The 18,589-nt window shown below is 55.3% G+C and carries 15 protein-coding genes; all 15 read left to right on the forward strand.

Annotated features, from left to right (window positions below):
- Positions 1–98: 98 nt before the first annotated feature.
- Positions 99–1,784, forward strand: a complete 1,686-nt coding sequence (gene rpsA / locus V6F91_RS20025) for a 30S ribosomal protein S1 (protein ID WP_258448428.1) — start codon at positions 99–101, stop codon at positions 1,782–1,784.
- Positions 1,785–1,979: 195 nt separating this feature from the next.
- Positions 1,980–2,258, forward strand: coding sequence for a hypothetical protein (locus V6F91_RS20030; protein ID WP_332767447.1), 279 nt, complete (start codon positions 1,980–1,982; stop codon positions 2,256–2,258).
- A gap of 153 nt (positions 2,259–2,411) precedes the next feature.
- The gene (gene ihfB / locus V6F91_RS20035) at positions 2,412–2,708 is read left to right on the forward strand and encodes an integration host factor subunit beta (RefSeq protein ID WP_003189779.1); all 297 of its coding nucleotides are present in this window, start codon (positions 2,412–2,414) and stop codon (positions 2,706–2,708) included.
- A 27-nt stretch (positions 2,709–2,735) separates the two neighbouring features.
- Positions 2,736–2,975, forward strand: a complete 240-nt coding sequence (locus tag V6F91_RS20040; protein WP_332767449.1) for a lipopolysaccharide assembly protein LapA domain-containing protein — start codon at positions 2,736–2,738, stop codon at positions 2,973–2,975.
- Between the two features lie 224 nt (positions 2,976–3,199).
- Positions 3,200–4,276: a dTDP-glucose 4,6-dehydratase gene (rfbB, locus tag V6F91_RS20045; RefSeq protein WP_332767700.1), complete on the forward strand. Its 1,077-nt coding sequence runs from the start codon at positions 3,200–3,202 to the stop codon at positions 4,274–4,276.
- Complete coding sequence (rfbD, locus tag V6F91_RS20050; protein WP_332767451.1) at positions 4,273–5,166, forward strand: dTDP-4-dehydrorhamnose reductase; 894 nt, start codon at positions 4,273–4,275, stop codon at positions 5,164–5,166. Before rfbB ends, rfbD begins: the two co-directional genes overlap by 4 nt.
- A complete protein-coding gene (rfbA, locus tag V6F91_RS20055) occupies positions 5,163–6,053 on the forward strand; it encodes a glucose-1-phosphate thymidylyltransferase RfbA (RefSeq protein ID WP_332767453.1) in 891 nt (296 codons plus the stop codon). Before rfbD ends, rfbA begins: the two co-directional genes overlap by 4 nt.
- Positions 6,054–6,102: 49 nt before the next feature.
- Positions 6,103–7,026, forward strand: a complete 924-nt coding sequence (locus V6F91_RS20060; RefSeq protein WP_332767702.1) for a glycosyltransferase — start codon at positions 6,103–6,105, stop codon at positions 7,024–7,026.
- Positions 7,023–7,982 (forward strand): SDR family oxidoreductase, encoded by a 960-nt coding sequence (locus V6F91_RS20065; RefSeq protein WP_332767704.1) that lies wholly within the window; start codon positions 7,023–7,025, stop codon positions 7,980–7,982. Before V6F91_RS20060 ends, V6F91_RS20065 begins: the two co-directional genes overlap by 4 nt.
- Positions 7,979–8,995: a glycosyltransferase family 4 protein gene (locus V6F91_RS20070; RefSeq protein ID WP_332767455.1), complete on the forward strand. Its 1,017-nt coding sequence runs from the start codon at positions 7,979–7,981 to the stop codon at positions 8,993–8,995. The genes V6F91_RS20065 and V6F91_RS20070 overlap by 4 nt, the downstream gene beginning before the upstream one ends.
- A 220-nt stretch (positions 8,996–9,215) precedes the next feature.
- Complete coding sequence (locus V6F91_RS20075) at positions 9,216–10,307, forward strand: acyltransferase (protein ID WP_332767457.1); 1,092 nt, start codon at positions 9,216–9,218, stop codon at positions 10,305–10,307.
- 71 nt (positions 10,308–10,378) lie between these two features.
- The gene (locus V6F91_RS20080; protein WP_093099561.1) at positions 10,379–11,167 is read left to right on the forward strand and encodes an ABC transporter permease; all 789 of its coding nucleotides are present in this window, start codon (positions 10,379–10,381) and stop codon (positions 11,165–11,167) included.
- Positions 11,167–12,426 carry an ABC transporter ATP-binding protein gene (locus tag V6F91_RS20085; protein WP_332767462.1) on the forward strand — a complete coding sequence of 420 codons (1,260 nt, stop codon included), beginning with the start codon at positions 11,167–11,169 and terminating at the stop codon, positions 12,424–12,426. The genes V6F91_RS20080 and V6F91_RS20085 overlap by 1 nt, the downstream gene beginning before the upstream one ends.
- Positions 12,427–12,429: 3 nt before the next feature.
- The gene (locus V6F91_RS20090) at positions 12,430–16,311 is read left to right on the forward strand and encodes a glycosyltransferase (RefSeq protein ID WP_332767464.1); all 3,882 of its coding nucleotides are present in this window, start codon (positions 12,430–12,432) and stop codon (positions 16,309–16,311) included.
- A 253-nt stretch (positions 16,312–16,564) separates the two neighbouring features.
- Positions 16,565–18,559, forward strand: coding sequence for a nucleoside-diphosphate sugar epimerase/dehydratase (locus V6F91_RS20095; RefSeq protein WP_332767706.1), 1,995 nt, complete (start codon positions 16,565–16,567; stop codon positions 18,557–18,559).
- Positions 18,560–18,589 lie beyond the last annotated feature (30 nt).

An 18,589-nucleotide genomic window follows, 5' to 3' on the forward strand; every position in this document is an offset into this window, starting at 1 on the left:
AGTCATAGTCCTGCGGTGCTTCTTTTAAATGAAACTAACCCACACCGTCTGGGGTGTGGAGATGGGCGTTTACTTCGCCCTCATCTACAGGAATTAAAATGAGCGAAAGCTTTGCGGAACTCTTTGAAGAAAGCCTGAAAACCCTGAACCTTCAGGCAGGCTCCATCATCACCGGTGTTATCGTTGATATCGATTACCAGGCTCGCTGGGTAACCGTTCACGCTGGTCTGAAGTCTGAAGCACTCATCCCGCTTGAGCAGTTCTACAACGATGCTGGCGAACTGAACATCAACGTTGGTGATGAAGTTCACGTTGCTCTGGATTCGGTTGAAGACGGCTTTGGCGAAACCAAGCTGTCCCGTGAAAAAGCCAAGCGCGCTGAATGCTGGATCGTTCTGGAAGCAGCCTTCGCAGCCGAGGAAGTGGTCAAGGGCGTTATCAACGGTAAGGTTAAAGGCGGCTTCACTGTCGACGTTAACGGCATCCGTGCGTTCCTGCCAGGTTCCCTGGTTGACGTCCGTCCAGTGCGCGACACCACGCACCTGGAAGGCAAAGAGCTGGAATTCAAGGTCATCAAGCTGGACCAGAAGCGCAACAACGTTGTCGTTTCCCGTCGCAGCGTCCTCGAAGCCGAGAACTCCGCCGAGCGTGAAGCTCTGCTGGAATCCCTGCAGGAAGGCCAGCAAGTCAAAGGTATCGTCAAAAACCTCACCGATTACGGCGCATTCGTCGATCTGGGTGGCGTGGACGGCCTGCTGCACATCACCGACATGGCCTGGAAGCGCATCAAGCATCCTTCCGAGATCGTCAACGTTGGTGACGAGATCGACGTCAAGGTTCTGAAATACGATCGCGAACGCAACCGTGTTTCCCTGGGCCTGAAGCAACTGGGCGAAGATCCATGGGTTGCTATCAAAGCCCGCTACCCAGAAGGCACTCGCGTTACCGCTCGTGTAACCAACCTGACCGACTACGGCTGCTTCGCTGAGCTGGAAGAAGGCGTTGAAGGTCTGGTACACGTTTCGGAAATGGACTGGACCAACAAGAACATCCACCCTTCGAAAGTCGTACAAGTCGGCGACGAAGTGGAAGTCATGGTTCTGGACATCGACGAAGAGCGTCGTCGTATCTCCCTGGGCATCAAGCAGTGCAAGTCGAACCCATGGGAAGACTTCTCTGGCCAGTTCAACAAGGGCGACAAGATCTCCGGCACCATCAAGTCGATCACCGATTTCGGTATCTTCATTGGTCTGGACGGCGGCATCGACGGTCTGGTTCACCTGTCCGACATCTCCTGGAACGAAGTGGGCGAAGAAGCCGTACGTCGTTTCAAGAAGGGCGACGAGCTGGACACCGTCATCCTGTCGGTTGATCCAGAGCGTGAGCGCATCTCCCTGGGCATCAAGCAACTGGAAAGCGATCCGTTCTCCGAGTACGTCTCGGTTAACGACAAGGGCGCTATCGTGACCGGTACCGTGAAAGAAGTTGACGCCAAAGGCGCCATCATCGTTCTGGCCGACGACATCGAAGCTACCCTGAAAGCCTCCGAAATCAGCCGTGACCGCGTTGAAGACGCGCGCAACGTTCTGAAAGAAGGCCAGGAAGTTGAAGCCAAGATCATCAGCGTTGATCGCAAGAGCCGCGTAATTCAGCTCTCGATCAAGTCGAAAGACGATGCTGAAGAGAAAGAAGCTATCCAGAGCCTGAAAGAAGGTGAGGCTGCTGCTCCTGCCGATACCACTATGGCGGCACTGCTGCGTCAAGCAATGGCCAAACAGAACTGAGTTCTGCTTGATCATTAAAAAGGGCGACTTCGGTCGCCCTTTTTTGTGCCTGCGATTTGGTCTTTGTACGTCCGTGCATGAAACCAATGGCTTCGCTTGCGGGTCTGTTTCATTAATCGGATCAATCGCCTATTCGCGACTAAGCTTGGTCTTGAGCGTGCAGTCGTCGGGCACTGGCCTGGCATAAGGAAGTGGATGAACAAGATTATTGTATTGGCAGCAGTGCTGATGCTGGCCGGGTGTACCACCAGTGCGAAGACTCACGCAGTGCGTGGCGTCAGCGGAATTGAGGTCGACTGCTCCGGTTTGGGTTCTGGTTGGGAGAAGTGTCAGAAGCGCGCGGCGAAGGAGTGCAAGGGCGCCGGTTACAAAGTCGTCACGAGGTCCGATGATGCCAAAGAGGAGGATGAATATCCGTTTGGCTTCAATCCTGCAGGCTATCTGACCCGGACCATGCTGGTGATCTGTCGTTGATTGCGCTGAAGTCCGACTTGTCGATGAAGTGCCCTGAAAACGGGCATTTTTACGCTGGGAAAGATATGTCAATCCCTGGGCTGTTCAAATTCTTCCGGGCATGCTAAAACCTTTCAAGCGCTGATCTAGCTGCTTGAAAAAGAAGGGAAAAATATGACGAAGTCGGAGTTGATCGAACGAATTGTCACCCATCAAGGGCTACTCTCATCCAAGGATGTGGAGCTGGCCATCAAGACCATGCTTGAACAAATGTCCCAATGTCTGGCCACCGGTGATCGCATTGAAATCCGCGGGTTTGGCAGCTTCTCCCTCCACTACCGAGCGCCGCGCGTCGGCCGTAATCCGAAGACCGGCCAGTCGGTCAGTCTGGACGGTAAATTCGTTCCGCATTTCAAGCCGGGCAAGGAATTGCGTGATCGAGTGAACGAGGAAGAGGAGGAGGGGGTTTGACAGTCGCTTTTTTTCGGAGGGTTACTTATGCGTAACCTCAAGCGCATATTTCTTGGCGTTTTCATCCTTTTGCTGGTTTTGGTCATTCTGGCGTTCGTCCTGGAGAACCAGCAGTCGGTGGCGTTATTGTTTCTGGGTTTGTCCGGTCCGCAGTTGCCGGTATCGTTGATTGTCGTATTGGCATTGCTGGCTGGCATGCTGATCGGCCCGGTTCTTGGGTGGTTTCTTGGGCGTACGGTCAAAGCGTCGCGTAAGCGGCTTGTCTGATAGCGAAGGTGCCGGACGGCTGTCCAAATTGCGTCACGACCTGTCTATATCCGTTAGTAAAACCCTCATTAAGCTGTAAAATGCAGCCCTTGTTCGGCAGTGCGACAATGCCTGTCGATTCAGACTGACTCTGACGGATGCCAATTGCTTATGGCATCAGCATTCATGGATTAGGCAGCGCTCTTTTCGGGGGCTCTGTCTGCAGCTCAAGGGTATCGTTTCGCGTGAAAATTCTAGTTACCGGCGGCGCCGGGTTTATCGGCTCGGCAGTCATCCGTCACATCATCTCGAACACTACCGATTCCGTCGTTAATGTCGATAAGCTGACGTACGCTGGCAATCTGGAGTCTCTGGCCGAGGTCAGCCAGAATTCGCGTTATGTATTCGAGCGTGTCGACATCTGTGATCGTGATCAGATCGACCGGGTTCTGCGTGAGCATCAACCGGATGCAATCATGCATCTGGCTGCCGAATCTCATGTTGATCGCTCGATTTCCGGCCCTTCGGAATTCATTCAGACCAATATTATCGGCACCTACACGCTGCTTGAAGCTGCTCGCCAATACTGGGCTGCTCTGGACGATGCGCGCAAAGCCAACTTCCGCTTCCACCATATTTCGACTGATGAGGTTTACGGAGACCTTGAGGGGCCCGAAGATCTTTTCACTGAAACCACGCCTTACCAGCCAAGCTCGCCTTATTCGGCAAGCAAGGCCAGTTCCGATCATCTGGTACGTGCCTGGGCTCGTACTTATGGCCTGCCGACGCTGGTTACCAACTGCTCGAACAACTATGGCCCATGCCACTTCCCGGAGAAGTTGATCCCGCTGATCATTCTCAATGCACTGGAAGGCAAGCCGCTGCCCGTCTACGGCAAAGGCGACCAGGTGCGTGACTGGCTGTATGTGGAAGACCACGCTCGCGCGCTTTACAAAGTAGTCACCGAAGGCGTTATCGGTGAGACCTACAACATCGGCGGGCATAATGAAAAGCAAAATATCGAAGTGGTGCATACCTTGTGTGCATTGCTTGATGAGCTGCGGCCGGACTCCGCCCACCGCCCGCATGCCAGTTTGATCACTTACGTGCAAGACCGCCCAGGTCACGATCAGCGCTACGCGATCGATGCGGGCAAGATCCAGCGAGAACTTGGCTGGGCGCCTGAAGAAACGTTCGAAACCGGTATCCGCAAGACGGTCGAGTGGTACCTGAATAATGCCGAATGGGTAGAGCACGTGAAGAGCGGCAGCTATCAGCAGTGGATCGATCAAAACTACGCAGATCGTTCGAATAAAGCATGAAAATCCTTCTGTTGGGAAAGAATGGCCAGGTGGGCTGGGAGTTGCAGCGCTCCCTGGCGCCACTCGGTGAGTTGGTCGCGCTTGATCGTCATACGCTGGGTGGGTTGAGCGGAGATCTTGCGAGCCTTGAATCCTTGCGCTCGACAATCCGGCAGATAGCGCCTGACGTCATTGTCAATGCCGCTGCCTATACTGCGGTCGACAAGGCTGAGTCAGAGACCGAACTGGCCAGTCGCATCAACGGCCTGGCGACTGGCGTCATGGCTGAAGAAGCCGCCGCGTTGGGCGCGTGGCTGGTCCATTACTCAACGGATTATGTTTTCAATGGACAGGGTGTGACGCCATGGCTGGAGACGGATCTTGTTGCACCGGTCAATCATTACGGCGCCAGCAAGCTCGCCGGCGAGCAGGCAATCATTGCCTCAGGGTGCAAACACCTTGTGTTTCGCACCAGTTGGGTCTACGGAGCCCGCGGGAATAACTTTGCCAAGACCATGCTGCGCCTGGCGAAGGATCGTGAAACCTTGAGCGTGATCGCCGATCAGGTCGGCGCGCCGACTGGCGCAGATCTGATCGCCGACGTAACGGCTACGGCGCTCCGCCAGGTCATGGATCAGCAACATCTGTCGGGTTTGTATCACCTGGCTGCTGCCGGTGAGGTGTCCTGGCATGGTTACGCCACGCATGTGATCGAATTTGCTCAGGCCAACGGTGAGCAGCTCGCTGTGAAGGCCGTTGATCCGATCGAAACCACAGCCTATCCGACACCTGCACGCCGCCCCTTGAATTCACGCTTGAATACTCAGAAGCTGCGCGACAATTTTTCTCTGCACTTGCCGGATTGGCAAAGTGGTGTAACCCGAATGCTTATGGAAGTTCTGAACAAATGACCACGACAAATCGTAAAGGCATCATCCTCGCCGGCGGCTCGGGCACGCGCCTGCATCCGCTGACTCTCGGCGTTTCGAAACAGATGCTGCCGATTTACGACAAGCCGATGATCTTTTATCCGCTGTCTGTGCTGATGCTCGCGGGCATGCGCGAAATTCTGATTATTTCCACGCCTGAAGATTTGCCCTGCTTTCGCAAGTTGCTCGGCGATGGCAGTACCTACGGTATCAAGCTCACCTATGCCGAACAGCCAAGTCCGGACGGCCTGGCCCAGGCGTTCATTATTGGCGAGGAGTTCATCGGCGAAGATCCTTGCTGCCTGATACTCGGCGACAACATCTTTTATGGTCAGCACTTTTCCGACAATTTGCGCGCCGCGACCGATCAGACACACGGCGCGACGGTGTTCGGTTATCACGTTTCCGATCCCGAGCGTTTTGGTGTGGTGGAGTTTGACGCCACGGGGCGTGCGCTGAGTATCGAAGAGAAACCCGTCAAGCCAAAATCCAACTACGCGGTGACCGGTCTGTACTTCTACGACAATCAGGTTGTCGAGATCGCCAAGAGCATCAAGCCTTCGCCGCGTGGCGAGCTGGAAATTACCGATATCAACCAGGCCTACCTCGAGCGCAAATCGTTGAAGGTCGAGATGCTTGGCCGTGGATTTGCCTGGCTGGACACTGGGACACACGACTCCTTGCTGGAAGCCAGTCACTTCGTGCATACCATTGAGCAGCGCCAGGGCTTGAAGGTCGCCTGTCTCGAAGAGATCGCGTTCAACAACGGCTGGATTGAAGCGCAGCAGTTGGCGAAACAGGCGGATAGCCTGAGGAAAACCGGCTACGGCCAGTACTTGCAGAAATTGCTGGACTCCAGCAATCGCTGAGTCTTTGCGATCTCGCCCATGTTGTCAAAATCGTGCAAGCAGGAATGGAATGCCAGTAAGAACTCCCCGGGTTGCGGTTTTGCTGGCCGCCTACAATGGAATGCAATGGATCGAAGAGCAGATAGCCTCGATCCTGGGCCAGGTTGCGGTGCAGGTCAGTATTTACATCAGCGTCGACGCGTCCACTGACGGTACGGAGTCCTGGTGTGAAGAATTCGCGGCCAGGCACGCAAACGTAAACCTTCTGCCATGCGGCGAACGCTTTGGAGGCGCATCACGCAATTTTTTTCGACTATTGCGTGATGTCGATTTGCGCGACTACGACTACGTCTCCTTTGCTGATCAAGACGACATCTGGCACGACGACAAGCTGGAGCGGGCTATCGCCTCGTTGCGCGAGTCGGGTGCCGATGCCTGTTCCAGCAACGTCACAGCGTTCTGGGAAAACGGCAGCAGGCGTCTGATCCACAAGGCGCAACCGCAGACGCGTTGGGATTTCCTTTTCGAAGCGGCCGGCCCCGGGTGCACTTATGTACTGAGCGCGACGCTGGCTCATGCAATGAAGCAATCGATGCTGACACACTGGGACGAACTGCAAAATGTCACCCTGCATGACTGGTATTGCTACGCCTTCGCTCGCAGTCATGGCTATCGCTGGTACATCGATCCACGTCCTTCCATGGACTACCGGCAGCATGAAAACAATCAGGTCGGCGCCAACACCGGCCTGGGCACGATGATTGCGCGTTACAAGTCGGTTCATGACGGCTGGTGGTTTTCCCAGGTCACCTTGATCGCAAGACTGACAGGCCTCACGACCGATCCGTTCGTCAGCAAATGGCTGCAATTGCGCCGCTGGCAATTGATTCGCCTTTCATTTGCGTCGCGGCACTGCCGTCGGCGAATCAGGGATCGCGTACTGTTTTTTCTGATTTGCTGGGCCACAGCGCTTGCAGGGAAGGCTGTCAGGTGAGTCCTTGCAAAGTACTGGTTACCGGTGCGAGGGGGTTCGTCGGTGAAGCACTGATGTTCCATCTGTTGCTCGATCGCCGGTTCGCACCCGTGGCGGCGGTGCGTGGTTCCACGCGTCTGCAAGGCTTGTGTCCGCTTGTACAGCTTGAGCTTGGCTCAAGTTCTGCTGCGCAGATGGCGGGTATCGAAGTAGTTGTCCACGCAGCGGCGCGCGTGCATGTCATGCACGAGACAGCGGATGATGCGCTGGCCGAATTTCGGCGCGTCAATGTCGACGCAACCTTGCAGCTGGCCCGATCGGCGGCGCAGGCCGGGGTCAAGCGGTTTGTTTACATCAGCTCGATCAAAGTCAACGGTGAATGTACCGCTTGCGGTCGCCCCTTTATGGCTGACGATGTGCCGGCTCCCGAGGACCCTTATGGCTTGAGCAAGCACGAAGCGGAGCAGGCTTTGCGTTCGTTTGGCCAGCAAACGGGCATGGAAATCGTGATCATCCGTCCACCGCTGGTTTACGGGCCGGGTGTGAAAGCCAACTTTCTCAGCCTGCTCAACGTGCTGAACAAAGGCATGGTTTTGCCCTTGGGCGGCATCCGCAATCAGCGCAGTCTGGTGGCGATCGGTAATCTGGTGAGTTTGATTACTGCTTGCATAAATCACCCGGCCGCTGCCGGAAAAACCTTTCTCGTCAGCGACGGCGATGATTTATCGACTCCGGATTTGCTCAGACGAATGTCATCGGCGTTGGGGAAAAAGGTTCGCTTGTTCCCCGTTCCGGCGAAATGGCTGCTTTTCTTCGCGGCAATCGTCGGCCGGCGCAACGTCGCGCAGCGAATCTGTGAATCACTGCAAGTCGATATCAGCAAAAACGCCGCCTTGCTGGGCTGGGTGCCGCCGATTGACGTCGACACTGCTTTGCGGCGCACCGCGGACCATTTTCAGGGAACTCGAAAGAGATGATTTTTGCCGGCTTGCTCATTCTGGTTTTTCTGCTGTCCTGGGCATTGACCCTGGGTTTGAGGCGCTACGCGCTTTCCAAACGCTTGATGGATATCCCCAACGAGCGCAGCTCGCATACGGTGGCCACTCCACGTGGCGGCGGCGTCGCAATCGTTGTCGCATTTCTGCTGGCGTTGCCCGTGCTGTATGGGCTGGAGCTGCTGGACCTTGCGACTTTTTGCGCACTGTCGGGCAGCGGCTTGCTGGTGGCGATCATCGGATTTGCCGACGATCACGGGCATATTGCTGCCAGGTGGCGCCTGCTAGGGCATTTTTGCGCAGCCATCTGGGCATTGTCCTGGCTTGGCGGACTGGCTCCGGTAGCTGTTTTCGGTTCGGTTGTCGATTTCGGATGGATCGGGAACCTGCTGGCCGCGGTGTATCTGGTGTGGATGCTCAATCTCTACAATTTCATGGATGGCATCGACGGGCTGGCAAGCGCCGAGGGACTGTGTGCTTGTCTGGGCAGTGCTTTGATCTGCGTGATCACCGGGCATGCGGAATCGCTCTGGGGCGGGCTTTTATTGAGCAGCGCCGTGGCCGGATTTCTCTGCTGGAACTATCCGCCGGCGCGCATCTTCATGGGCGATGCCGGTAGCGGATTTCTTGGCATGACTCTGGGAATATTGTCCCTCAGCGCGGCCATCGTCGCCCCGGACTTGCTTTGGAGTTGGGTCATTCTGTTAGGCGTTTTTGTGGTGGACTCGACCTGGACGCTGTGCAGGCGCCTGCTCAATGGTGACAAGGTTTATCAAGCCCATCGCAGCCATGCGTATCAATATGCGTCCCGACACTTCCAGAGCCACAAGACGGTTACCCTTGCTGTCGTCGCGATAAACCTGTTGTGGTTGCTGCCGTGCGCGCTGTTGGTGGCGTTGGGTGTGATTTCCGGTATTACCGGGTTGATCATCGCCTATGCGCCCTTGCTGTGGCTGGCGGCAAAATTCGGGGCGGGTACTCGGGAGACCGCTTGACGGATGAGTGCGCGCCAGCGTGCTGCTTCGCTAGAGGCCTTGGCGGGCGTGGACCTTGATTAGGATAGTGGTATGATCGCCCCCCCCCCTCGCGCAGGTCGAGCGGATGAGGCTGTCGCCGGTCTCGGTCAGACGGATCTGGCCTGGGAGGCATAGCCGGGAAGTCTCTGAAAAACATGTCAGTCAATTTGAGCAGTTCACAGTAGTGGAGCGGTAATAAATGCAGCATAAGGATAATAATTTAAACTTGCTTCGGCTGATTGCTGCGCTACTGGTCCTTTACGCACACTCCTTCGCCTTTTACGGCAACCCGCCGGCCGGCTTTCTGGGGCTTGCCTCCTACGGCGGGTTGGGCATCGAAATTTTCTTCATCATCAGTGGTTATCTGATCGTCAAGAGTTGGGATTCCACACCTTCGGTGGGCAATTTCCTGATCAAGCGATCGTTGCGCATCTTTCCGGCATTGATCGTGGTCGTGCTGATCAGCATGTTCATTCTGGGGCCGCTGTTTACGACGCTGACGATCAGTGAGTATTTTGCGCATCCGCAATTCTGGGGTTATCTGTGGAATGTCGTCCTGAGTCCGGTGTTCTACCTGCCCGGTGTTCTGGAGCACGCGCGCGTTCCCAATGCCGTCAACGGTTCGTTGTGGAGTCTGCCGGTAGAATTCTTCATGTACCTGGTCGTCGTTGCGCTCGGGCTGATCTTCAGGAGCCGTCGCTGGGTATATGTAGCAGCAACTGCAGGGTTCGCGCTGACCGTTATTTTCTGGTGCTGGCGCGGCGCGGAAATGGTCGTGGTCTATGGCACTGATGTCCGTAATATTTTCCTGACCGGCATCTATTTCATGATTGGTGCCTGTTACGCAAAGTGGCGGCTCGAGCGCTGGTTCAGTCTGTCGGGTGTTTGCGTACTGATCATGGCGACCATTCTGTTGGCGCCGTATGCCCCGGTCTCGAAGATCCTGCTCTGGATCAGCCTGCCTTACGTTGTCCTGGCCTATGGCTTGTCCAGCAGCCGTTTGGGCAGCTGGATCAATCGCGTGGGTGACTGCTCCTACGGTGTGTACATCTACGCTTTTCCAGTGCAGCAGTTTGTATTGCTGAAGTTTCCCGAGATCTCCTATCCGCTCTACCTGTTTGTCACGATTGCCATCACGCTGGTGCTTGGCTATGCGTCCTGGCATCTGGTGGAAAAACGTGTGTTGAAATTCAAGCCCAAGGACAAGTCCAGGGCAGAGGTCGGCGCGCAGACAAAACCGGTTTTTGTGCCAGAGGTTGAAAGCCTGAAGCCGATGACCCCGGATCGTTAAATGGAAGTCATGATGTTGTGCGGTAGTTGTGAAACGGTGATGAACGAGACGGTAACGTCCGGAGATTTTCAATGAGTTGGCTCAGGGCAATGCTGGCGGACCGCAGGATTCTGGTGAGCCTGATTTCCAATGATCTTCGGGCTCGCTACCTGACTAACTATCTCGGATTCTTGTGGGTATTCATCCAACCCTGCGCGACCACATTGATTCTGTGGTTCGTGTTTCAGTTCGGGTTCAAGGCGGCTCCCCACGGAGATTTCCCTTTTGTCTTATGGCTGGTGTGCGGCCTGGTTCCGTGGTTTTTCACCGTCGAAGCACTGAATTCCGGATGCACTGCGGTCAAGGAAAACAGTTTTCTGGTGAAGAAAATCGTTTTCAAGGTATCGCTGCTGCCATTGGTCAAGCTCAGCTCGGCAGTGCTGGTTCACGTGTTCTTCGTGTTCATCCTGTTGCTGCTCTTCGTTATCTACGGCTATGAGCCGAACCTTTACTGGTTGCAGGTCGGGTATTACATCGCCTGTCTGTTCATGCTGCTTCTGGCAATCGCCTGGATTACCAGTTCGGTGGTGATTTTCTTCCCCGACCTGAGCCAGTTGGTGGCGATGGCTACGCAGTTCGGATTCTGGTTGACGCCGGTGTTCTGGGATATCGATGCGATTCAGGGCAGGGCAGCGTCGTATCTGCGGTTGAACCCGTTTGCCTACATTGTCGAAGGATTCAGAGACTCGCTCATACGTGATGTCTGGTTTTGGCAACGTCCGACTCAGACCCTGTTTTTCTGGGGCGTCATGATTGTCCTGATGTTCGTGGGCTGGCATACGTTCAGAAAGTTAAGACCTCATTTTGCGGATGTTTTGTGATGAATGCAGTGAACGAGAGCGCAATCAGCGTCCGAAATGTCAGTAAGGTCTACAGGCTTTACAACAAGCCGGTCGACAGGCTGGTCGAAGCTCTTTCGCTCTTTGGCAAGCATCGGCATCATGATTTTCATGCGCTCACCGATGTCTCTTTTACCGTCGAGAAAGGCCAGACAGTCGGAATTCTGGGAAAGAACGGCGCAGGTAAAAGTACCTTGCTGAAAATCCTCACCGGCGTGCTGACACCCTCCAGCGGCGAGGTCACGGTTGTCGGTCGGGTAGCTTCCCTGCTGGAGTTGGGTGCAGGCTTCAATCCCGATTACACCGGCGTTGAGAACATCTATTTCCAGGGCTCCCTCATGGGTTACTCCCGTGAGGAAATGCAGACGCGGATCGCGGCGATTCTCGAGTTCGCCGATATCGGCGATTTCGTCAATCAACCCGTTCGCATGTACAGCAGTGGCATGTTTGCGCGTCTGGCCTTTTCCGTGGCGATCAACGTCGAGCCGGATGTGCTGATCGTTGACGAAGCGCTGAGCGTCGGAGATGCAGGGTTTCAGCTCAAATGCATGCTCAAGATGAAGCATATGCAAGAGCGTGGCACGACCATCCTGTTCGTTTCGCACGATACCCAGTCGGTCATTCGTTTCTGCCAGGCAGTCATTGTCATGCAGAACGGACAGATCATCGACCACAGCACCGATGTGCTGACCGCGACCAAAAACTACGAAAAGAAGGTGCGCAACAGCAGTGCGGTGTCCATCCCGGTGGTCGAAGAACAGCATGTCGATGTTTCCTACGACACTGAGTTGGGGGATATCTCGGAAGTCCGATTCGGTTCCGGCGCGGCAAAGATCAATGCCGTCGACTTTTTCAGTGCCGATGGAACGCAGACCAGCCACTTCGAACCCACCGAAGATGTCACGATGCATTGCTATGTGCAGTCGTACGCACAACTCAAGGAAGTGGTCATGGGTTATTCCCTGCGCGATGCCAAAGGCGTCGATGTTGCCGGGGACAATACGTTGCTGGCCGGGTGTAAATTCGATCTGGATGCAGGCGCTTACAAGATCAGTTTTACCTTCCCGTTGAATGTTGCCCCGGGAGAATATTTTCTGTTTATCGGTATGGCGAGTCTGGACGGAGAACGCGTTGAGCTTGATCAACGTTGGCCGATGCGCAAAGTCAGCGTGTCCGGTGGACGTCAGATCGTGGGCGTTGCCTATTGCCCGTCAACTGTCAACGTAGTGAAGGTTGCTTGAATCATGCTTAAGATCGGTAATGCTGATATCGCTGACACAGTCAGGTTTCATGTAGACGAAACGGCTGAGTGCATCATCGAGGACGGTGTGCAGTTGCGCGATAACGTCGTCATCGAATGCGGGGCGCAAGGCTACTTGCGTATCGGTTCGGGTACCGTCATCAATTGCGGTACCTGGATCAACGGCAGCGGCAAGGTGACTATCGGCAGGGATGTGTTGGTTGCGCCCAACGTTTCCATCACGTCGTCGGCCCATCGCTATGATTTGCACGCGCCCATCAAGAATCAGGGCCTGCGACTGGCTGAAGTCAGCATCGGCGATGATGTATGGATCGGTGCCAGCGCTTCGGTACTGGCCGGTGCCGTGATCGGCAACGGCTCCATCATCGCAGCCAACTCGGTGGTGAAATTCAATATCGAGCCTGAAAGCATTGCGGCGGGTGATCCCGCAGCCAAAGTCGCTTCGCGCAAATACAAACGCGTGGTTTTCTACACCTTGCCACTGGTGTTGAGAGAGCGCGCAACATTATTCAGCAGTATCGTTGACGTCTATCTGCCACTGGCCAACAAGTTCAGCGATGAAGGCTGGGAGTGCATCTTCGTTGGTTCTGATGAGCTCAAGGCTCAATACCCGGAATTCCGCCACGCGTGGATCAGTCCGTCTTCTTACGGGTGTGAGTACCCGATGTCAGGTAATGCTGACTGGCTGGAAGACTGGCGGCGCCTCCTCAATAAGCAGCCATTGAAGTTCCATGATCATTTTGTCACTGCCTTGATCGACAACGTGGACCCGGATCTGGTGTTCTGCTGGAATTACGACGGTAGCCTCGAAACCGTCTGTGCGGCCAATGATGTGCCTTTGCTTTTCAATGAGCTGGGTATGTTGCGCGCGCCCAATCCAATGGCTTATTACTCGGACACCCGTGGGGTCAATGTACGCAGTGGATTTGCCGTCGAGTTTGCCGAGTATCGGCAGCAGACCGGCGCCCAGCCGACCGAGGAGGCGCTGGAACGACTCGGGCAGATGGAAGAGAGTTATCGTCTGGAGGGAAATCGACAGCTGCCGACGGCTCTGATTCTGCTGCAGGTGCAGGATGACTCGAACATCATCATGGGCTCGCCTTTCGCCAGCATGGCCGAATACGTCAATCATGTGCTGACTGTCATCGGAACCAAGGATTACCGGGTGATTGTCAAACCGCATCCATTGGATGAGGTGCCTGAGTTGCCCGAGCATGTCGAGGTGGCAGACAGGGAACACAGCATTACGCAATTGATTGCCAGCGCCGATGTGGTGTTCACGATCAACTCTTCGGCGGGTTTTGAAGCCGCCCTGGCTGGCAAGACTGTCTACGCGTTGGGTAAGGCACCGTACAGCGGCACCGGTTTGACCATCGATGTGAAACAGCCGCAGGATCTGGCATCCCACTGGCAGGCGAACGGTGCCATCGCACCGTGCAGCCGGGAATTCCGGGCGTTGCTTCTGGACTTTGCACAGTCCCGCTACTTTTTGAGCGAGGCGCAATTCATCGAGCCATCGGCGCACCTTTCGCGCTTGACCCGGACGTCCGTCAGCGGCCAGACGAGGAATGCGTTCGACGCGGAACTGGAAGTTTACCGTCAGCAGTCCTACATCACCTGGCTTGAAGAGAAGGCGCTGGAGGTGCAGGCGGATCTGGCTGCGATCAATCAAACGTATCTGAACATGCAGGCCGAGCTGTCGGGTGTTCGCCACGAATTGCATGAAACGAAAGAGCGACTTTCGGCGACGGATGACAGGCTCAGTCTGGTCCTGAGCGACAGATATATGAATGACAACGACGAACTCATTCAGATGCAAAATCAACTGCTCCTTGAGCAGGAACGACTGACTCAGCAATTGCAGGCGCGCGAAGAGCAGATAGAGGTGCTCAAGTACGATCTCTGGAAGATTTATATCTCCAAATCGTGGCGAATCACCCGGCCGTTGCGCGGGGTTAGCCGTCTGGCACTGCGCGGCTGGTGGAAAATGCAGCGCGGGGTCAGCAATCCGCGTGCCGTGCTGCGCCCGGTCTACCAGAAATTCCCGGCGCTGATTGGCGTGCGCATGCGTTTGCGGCACCTGATCAAAAACGTGCAAGCGAAAATGATGCGCGCGATCAACTCGCGAAACAATCTCGCCGCCGTGCAGGTTCTCGCGGATCGGCGTTTTGCCTACGCCCCGACGCTGCCGGCGCTCGACGCGCAGCCCGTTATTGACGTCTCGATCGTGACCTATAACAGCAGCAAGTGGGTCGATGGATTCTTTGCATCGCTGACCGCGCAGGAATACCCGCTGCAAAAACTCAACCTGTGTTTTGTCGATAACGGCTCCAGCGACAATACGGTGGCCGAGTTGCAACGCTGGAAAACCACACTCGCTGCGCAGGTGGCGGGTTTTGAAGTGGTTCAGGGCAAAAACGTCGGATTCGGTCTGGGACACGATCGGGCGATCAAGACCGGTCAATCCGAATGGATTCTGATCAGCAACATCGACATTGTGTTCGCGCCGCGATCCATTGCCAATGCGGTAGCGGCGGCAGGCAGCGATACCTCTGGAGCCGTTGCGTCATGGGAGTTGCGTCAGGCGCCCTACGAACATCCGAAATATTATGACCCGGTCACTCTGGAAACCAACTGGTCTTCCCATGCCTGCATCCTCGTTCGGCGCTCCGCTTACTTCAAGGTGGGCGGTTATGAGCATGAAATTTTCATGTATGGCGAAGATGTCGAACTGTCTTATCGATTCCGGTCTTTCGGTTACCAGTTGAAATACTGCCCGTCGGCAGTGGTTTACCACTACACCTACGAGCACGAGAACCATGTCAAGCCGATTCAGTTCACCGGCAGTACGTTGGCGAACGCTTATCTGCGCCTGCGTTATGGCGATATGAGCGACAAGTTCGGCGCGCTGGTCCTGCAAGGTGCTCTGTTGTTCCGCCCGGAAGTTTACACTGGCGTTCGGCGTGATTTGATTGCCAACATCGGCAAGATCGTTCGCAAAGTGCCGCACTTTCTGTCAGGCAAGGGTTCCAGCAAGGAAACGTACTTCCCCTTCCGCGGGTTCGATTACGAAATGATTCGGGACGGAGCCTTCTGGACAATCGGAGAGCAACTCGATGACATGCCGCTTGTCACGATCGTCACCCGAACTTATCGCAACCGCACCGAGTTTCTGCGTCAGGCGATCATCTCCGTACGCAATCAGACTTATCCGAACGTAGAGCTGGTGGTGGTTGAAGACGGCGGTGAGACGATGAAAGAGCTGGTGGCTGAGTTCCAGCAACAGCCAGGTCACCCGATCCGCTTCTACGGGATGGACAAAGTCGGTCGGTCAGTCACCGGCAACCATGGCCTCGAAATGGCCAGGGGGACTTACTGCATGTTCCTGGATGATGATGATCTGCTGTTCTCCGATCACGTCGAAGTGTTGATCGGAGCGCTGGCAAAAGATCACGAATCGGTGGCTGCCTATTCACTGGCCATGGAAGTCGGCACCATCACTGGCGCGGATGGGCGTTACACCGAGACGAGTCATGAAACACCTTCCTACTTCAAACAGGAATATGACTACAACGTCCTGCTGGACCACAATTTCATTCCGATTCAGTCGCTACTCTTCAAGCGTGAGCTTTACTTGCAACGTGGCGGATTTGAGACCGACATGAGCAATCTTGAAGACTGGAACCTGTGGCTCAGATACGGTTTTGGCAACAAGTTTACTTATGTCGCCAAAACCACTTCCTTGTTCCGTACTCCGGCAGACCCGAATATCCGTCTGGAGCGGCACAAGTTGTTGCACGATGCTTACAACATAGCCAAGGGACGGGCAGCGAAATCCTGTGAGGGTTACACCGCGTCTGCCTGATGCATTGCCTGAGTAGTCAACTGGACAGCGAGCGATGACGCTGTTCAGTTGACGAAGTGTCGAGACGCGCCGGATTCGGGGGATGGCGTGCATTGATGCTTCAGCGTCACCGAATGGTGTTTTGTCGGAACCCGGACTTCATTTCGAAATCCACAGCAAATCTGCGCTGCATAGGTTTAGAGTGTCGGGCGGCGGTAGATTTTCGGGTTCTGTTGCCCGCTGAAAGGAGTTCTCCCAGGTGCCAGAGATCAATATGGACAAGATGAGGCAGTTCCTGCTGGGCCTGCCGCGTAGAAACAAAAGGATGCTGCAAGTTGTCACGGACATCGTCCTTGTCTGGGTAGCGCTGTGGATGGCGTTCATCGTCAGGCTGGGCATCGACGAAATGGTCAATCCGTTCAAAGTCCACCTGTGGTTGTTCATCTGTGCACCGCTTGTCGCCATTCCTCTGTTCGTTCGGTTCGGAATGTATCGCGCCGTGATGCGCTATTTCGGCAATGACGCGCTTATTGCGATCATCAAGGCTGTCAGTCTGTCCTCGCTGGTTCTGGCGCTCGTCGTCTACTGGTACAGCAATCACCAGGTCGTTGTGCCACGCTCGATCATTTTCAATTACTGGTGGTTGAGCCTTGTCATCATTGGCGGCCTGCGCTTGTGCATGCGCCAGTATTTCATGGGGGACTGGTTCACCGCGGCGCAACATGTGCCCTTTACCAACCGCGATGACGGTCTGACCAAAGTGGCTGTTTACGGAGCTGGCGTGGCGGGCAATCAGTTGGTCGCGGCACTGCGCATGGGTCGGGTCCTGCGCCCCGTGGCTTTCATTGACGATGATCCTGGCATTTCCGATAGATCGATCTCTGGCCTGCAGGTTTATAAACCCAAACATATCCAGCAAATGATCGACGTGACCGGCGCTCAGGAAATCCTGCTTGCACTGCCTTCGTCGACCCGCGCGCGCCGGCGGGAAATACTCGATCTGCTGGAAGGTTTTCCTCTGCATGTACGCAGTGTGCCCAACTTCACGGACCTGGCCAGCGGCCGGGTAAGAGTCGAGGACATTCAGGAAGTCGACATTGCTGACTTGCTGGGGCGAGACGCGGTGCCTGCACAGCCCGATCTGCTGGAACGCTGTATCACCGGCAAAACGGTGATGGTGACTGGAGCGGGTGGCTCCATCGGGTCGGAGCTCTGCCGGCAGATTTTTTTACTGCAGCCGACCACGCTTATCCTGTTCGAGCACAGTGAGTTCAATCTGTACAGCATCCTGCGTGAACTGGAAGAGCGCGGGTGTCGTGAATCGGTACAGGTCAGGTTGTTGCCCATCCTCGGTTCGATACGTCATCAGGACAAGCTGCTGGATGTGATGAAAACCTGGAAAGTTGATACGGTTTACCACGCGGCGGCGTATAAGCACGTGCCGATGGTAGAACACAATATCGCCGAAGGCGTGCTCAACAATGTGATCGGCACGCTCAACACTGCACAGGCGGCTTTGCAGTCGGGCGTATCGAACTTCGTGCTTATTTCCACCGATAAGGCGGTGCGTCCGACCAATGTCATGGGCAGTACCAAGCGGTTGGCCGAATTGACCTTGCAGGCACTGAGTCGGGAGGTGGCGCCGGTCTTGTTTGGCGACAAGTCCAATGTTTCCAGGGTCAACAAGACGCGTTTTACCATGGTGCGCTTCGGCAATGTGCTGGGCTCCTCCGGATCGGTCATTCCGCTGTTTCACAGCCAGATAAAGTCTGGCGGCCCACTGACGGTGACCCATCCGAAAATCACACGCTATTTCATGACCATTCCAGAAGCTGCTCAGCTGGTGATCCAGGCAGGTTCGATGGGGCAGGGCGGCGACGTGTTCGTGCTGGACATGGGTGAGCCGGTAAAAATAGTTGAACTGGCGGAGAAAATGATTCATCTGTCCGGTTTGAGCATTCGCTCCGAACGAAATCCGCAGGGCGATATTTCCATCGAGTTCACGGGGTTGCGCCCTGGCGAAAAGCTGTACGAGGAGCTGCTGATCGGCGATAACGTCGCGTCCACGCCGCATCCGATGATCATGACGGCCAATGAGGACCATTTGTCGTGGGACGTTTTGAAAGTCAGCCTGAGCGAGCTGCTCGCCGCCGTTGACAATGACGACTACGCCCGCGTTCGTCAGCTCCTGCGCGAGACTGTCAGCGGCTACACACCCGATGGCGAAATAGTCGACTGGATTTATCAGCAACGCCGCCTGGAAACCTGATTGTTTCACATCCTGTAACGCTCGCATTTT

This window comes from Pseudomonas koreensis, from assembly GCF_036668835.1.
Taxonomy (GTDB): domain Bacteria; phylum Pseudomonadota; class Gammaproteobacteria; order Pseudomonadales; family Pseudomonadaceae; genus Aquipseudomonas; species Aquipseudomonas koreensis_I.

Excerpts from the sequence above, each read along its gene's own strand:
- rpsA (WP_258448428.1), top strand. The coding sequence starts at position 99 with ATGAGCGAAAGCTTTGCGGAACTCTTTGAAGAAAGCCTGAAAACCCTG.
- V6F91_RS20060 (WP_332767702.1), top strand. The coding sequence starts at position 6,103 with ATGCCAGTAAGAACTCCCCGGGTTGCGGTTTTGCTGGCCGCCTACAAT.
- V6F91_RS20075 (WP_332767457.1), top strand. The coding sequence starts at position 9,216 with ATGCAGCATAAGGATAATAATTTAAACTTGCTTCGGCTGATTGCTGCG.
- V6F91_RS20080 (WP_093099561.1), top strand. The coding sequence starts at position 10,379 with ATGAGTTGGCTCAGGGCAATGCTGGCGGACCGCAGGATTCTGGTGAGC.
- rfbA (WP_332767453.1), top strand. The coding sequence starts at position 5,163 with ATGACCACGACAAATCGTAAAGGCATCATCCTCGCCGGCGGCTCGGGC.
- V6F91_RS20090 (WP_332767464.1), top strand. The coding sequence starts at position 12,430 with ATGCTTAAGATCGGTAATGCTGATATCGCTGACACAGTCAGGTTTCAT.
- ihfB (WP_003189779.1), top strand. The coding sequence starts at position 2,412 with ATGACGAAGTCGGAGTTGATCGAACGAATTGTCACCCATCAAGGGCTA.
- V6F91_RS20070 (WP_332767455.1), top strand. The coding sequence starts at position 7,979 with ATGATTTTTGCCGGCTTGCTCATTCTGGTTTTTCTGCTGTCCTGGGCA.
- V6F91_RS20030 (WP_332767447.1), top strand. The coding sequence starts at position 1,980 with ATGAACAAGATTATTGTATTGGCAGCAGTGCTGATGCTGGCCGGGTGT.
- V6F91_RS20040 (WP_332767449.1), top strand. The coding sequence starts at position 2,736 with ATGCGTAACCTCAAGCGCATATTTCTTGGCGTTTTCATCCTTTTGCTG.
- rfbD (WP_332767451.1), top strand. The coding sequence starts at position 4,273 with ATGAAAATCCTTCTGTTGGGAAAGAATGGCCAGGTGGGCTGGGAGTTG.
- V6F91_RS20085 (WP_332767462.1), top strand. The coding sequence starts at position 11,167 with ATGAATGCAGTGAACGAGAGCGCAATCAGCGTCCGAAATGTCAGTAAG.
- V6F91_RS20095 (WP_332767706.1), top strand. The coding sequence starts at position 16,565 with ATGGACAAGATGAGGCAGTTCCTGCTGGGCCTGCCGCGTAGAAACAAA.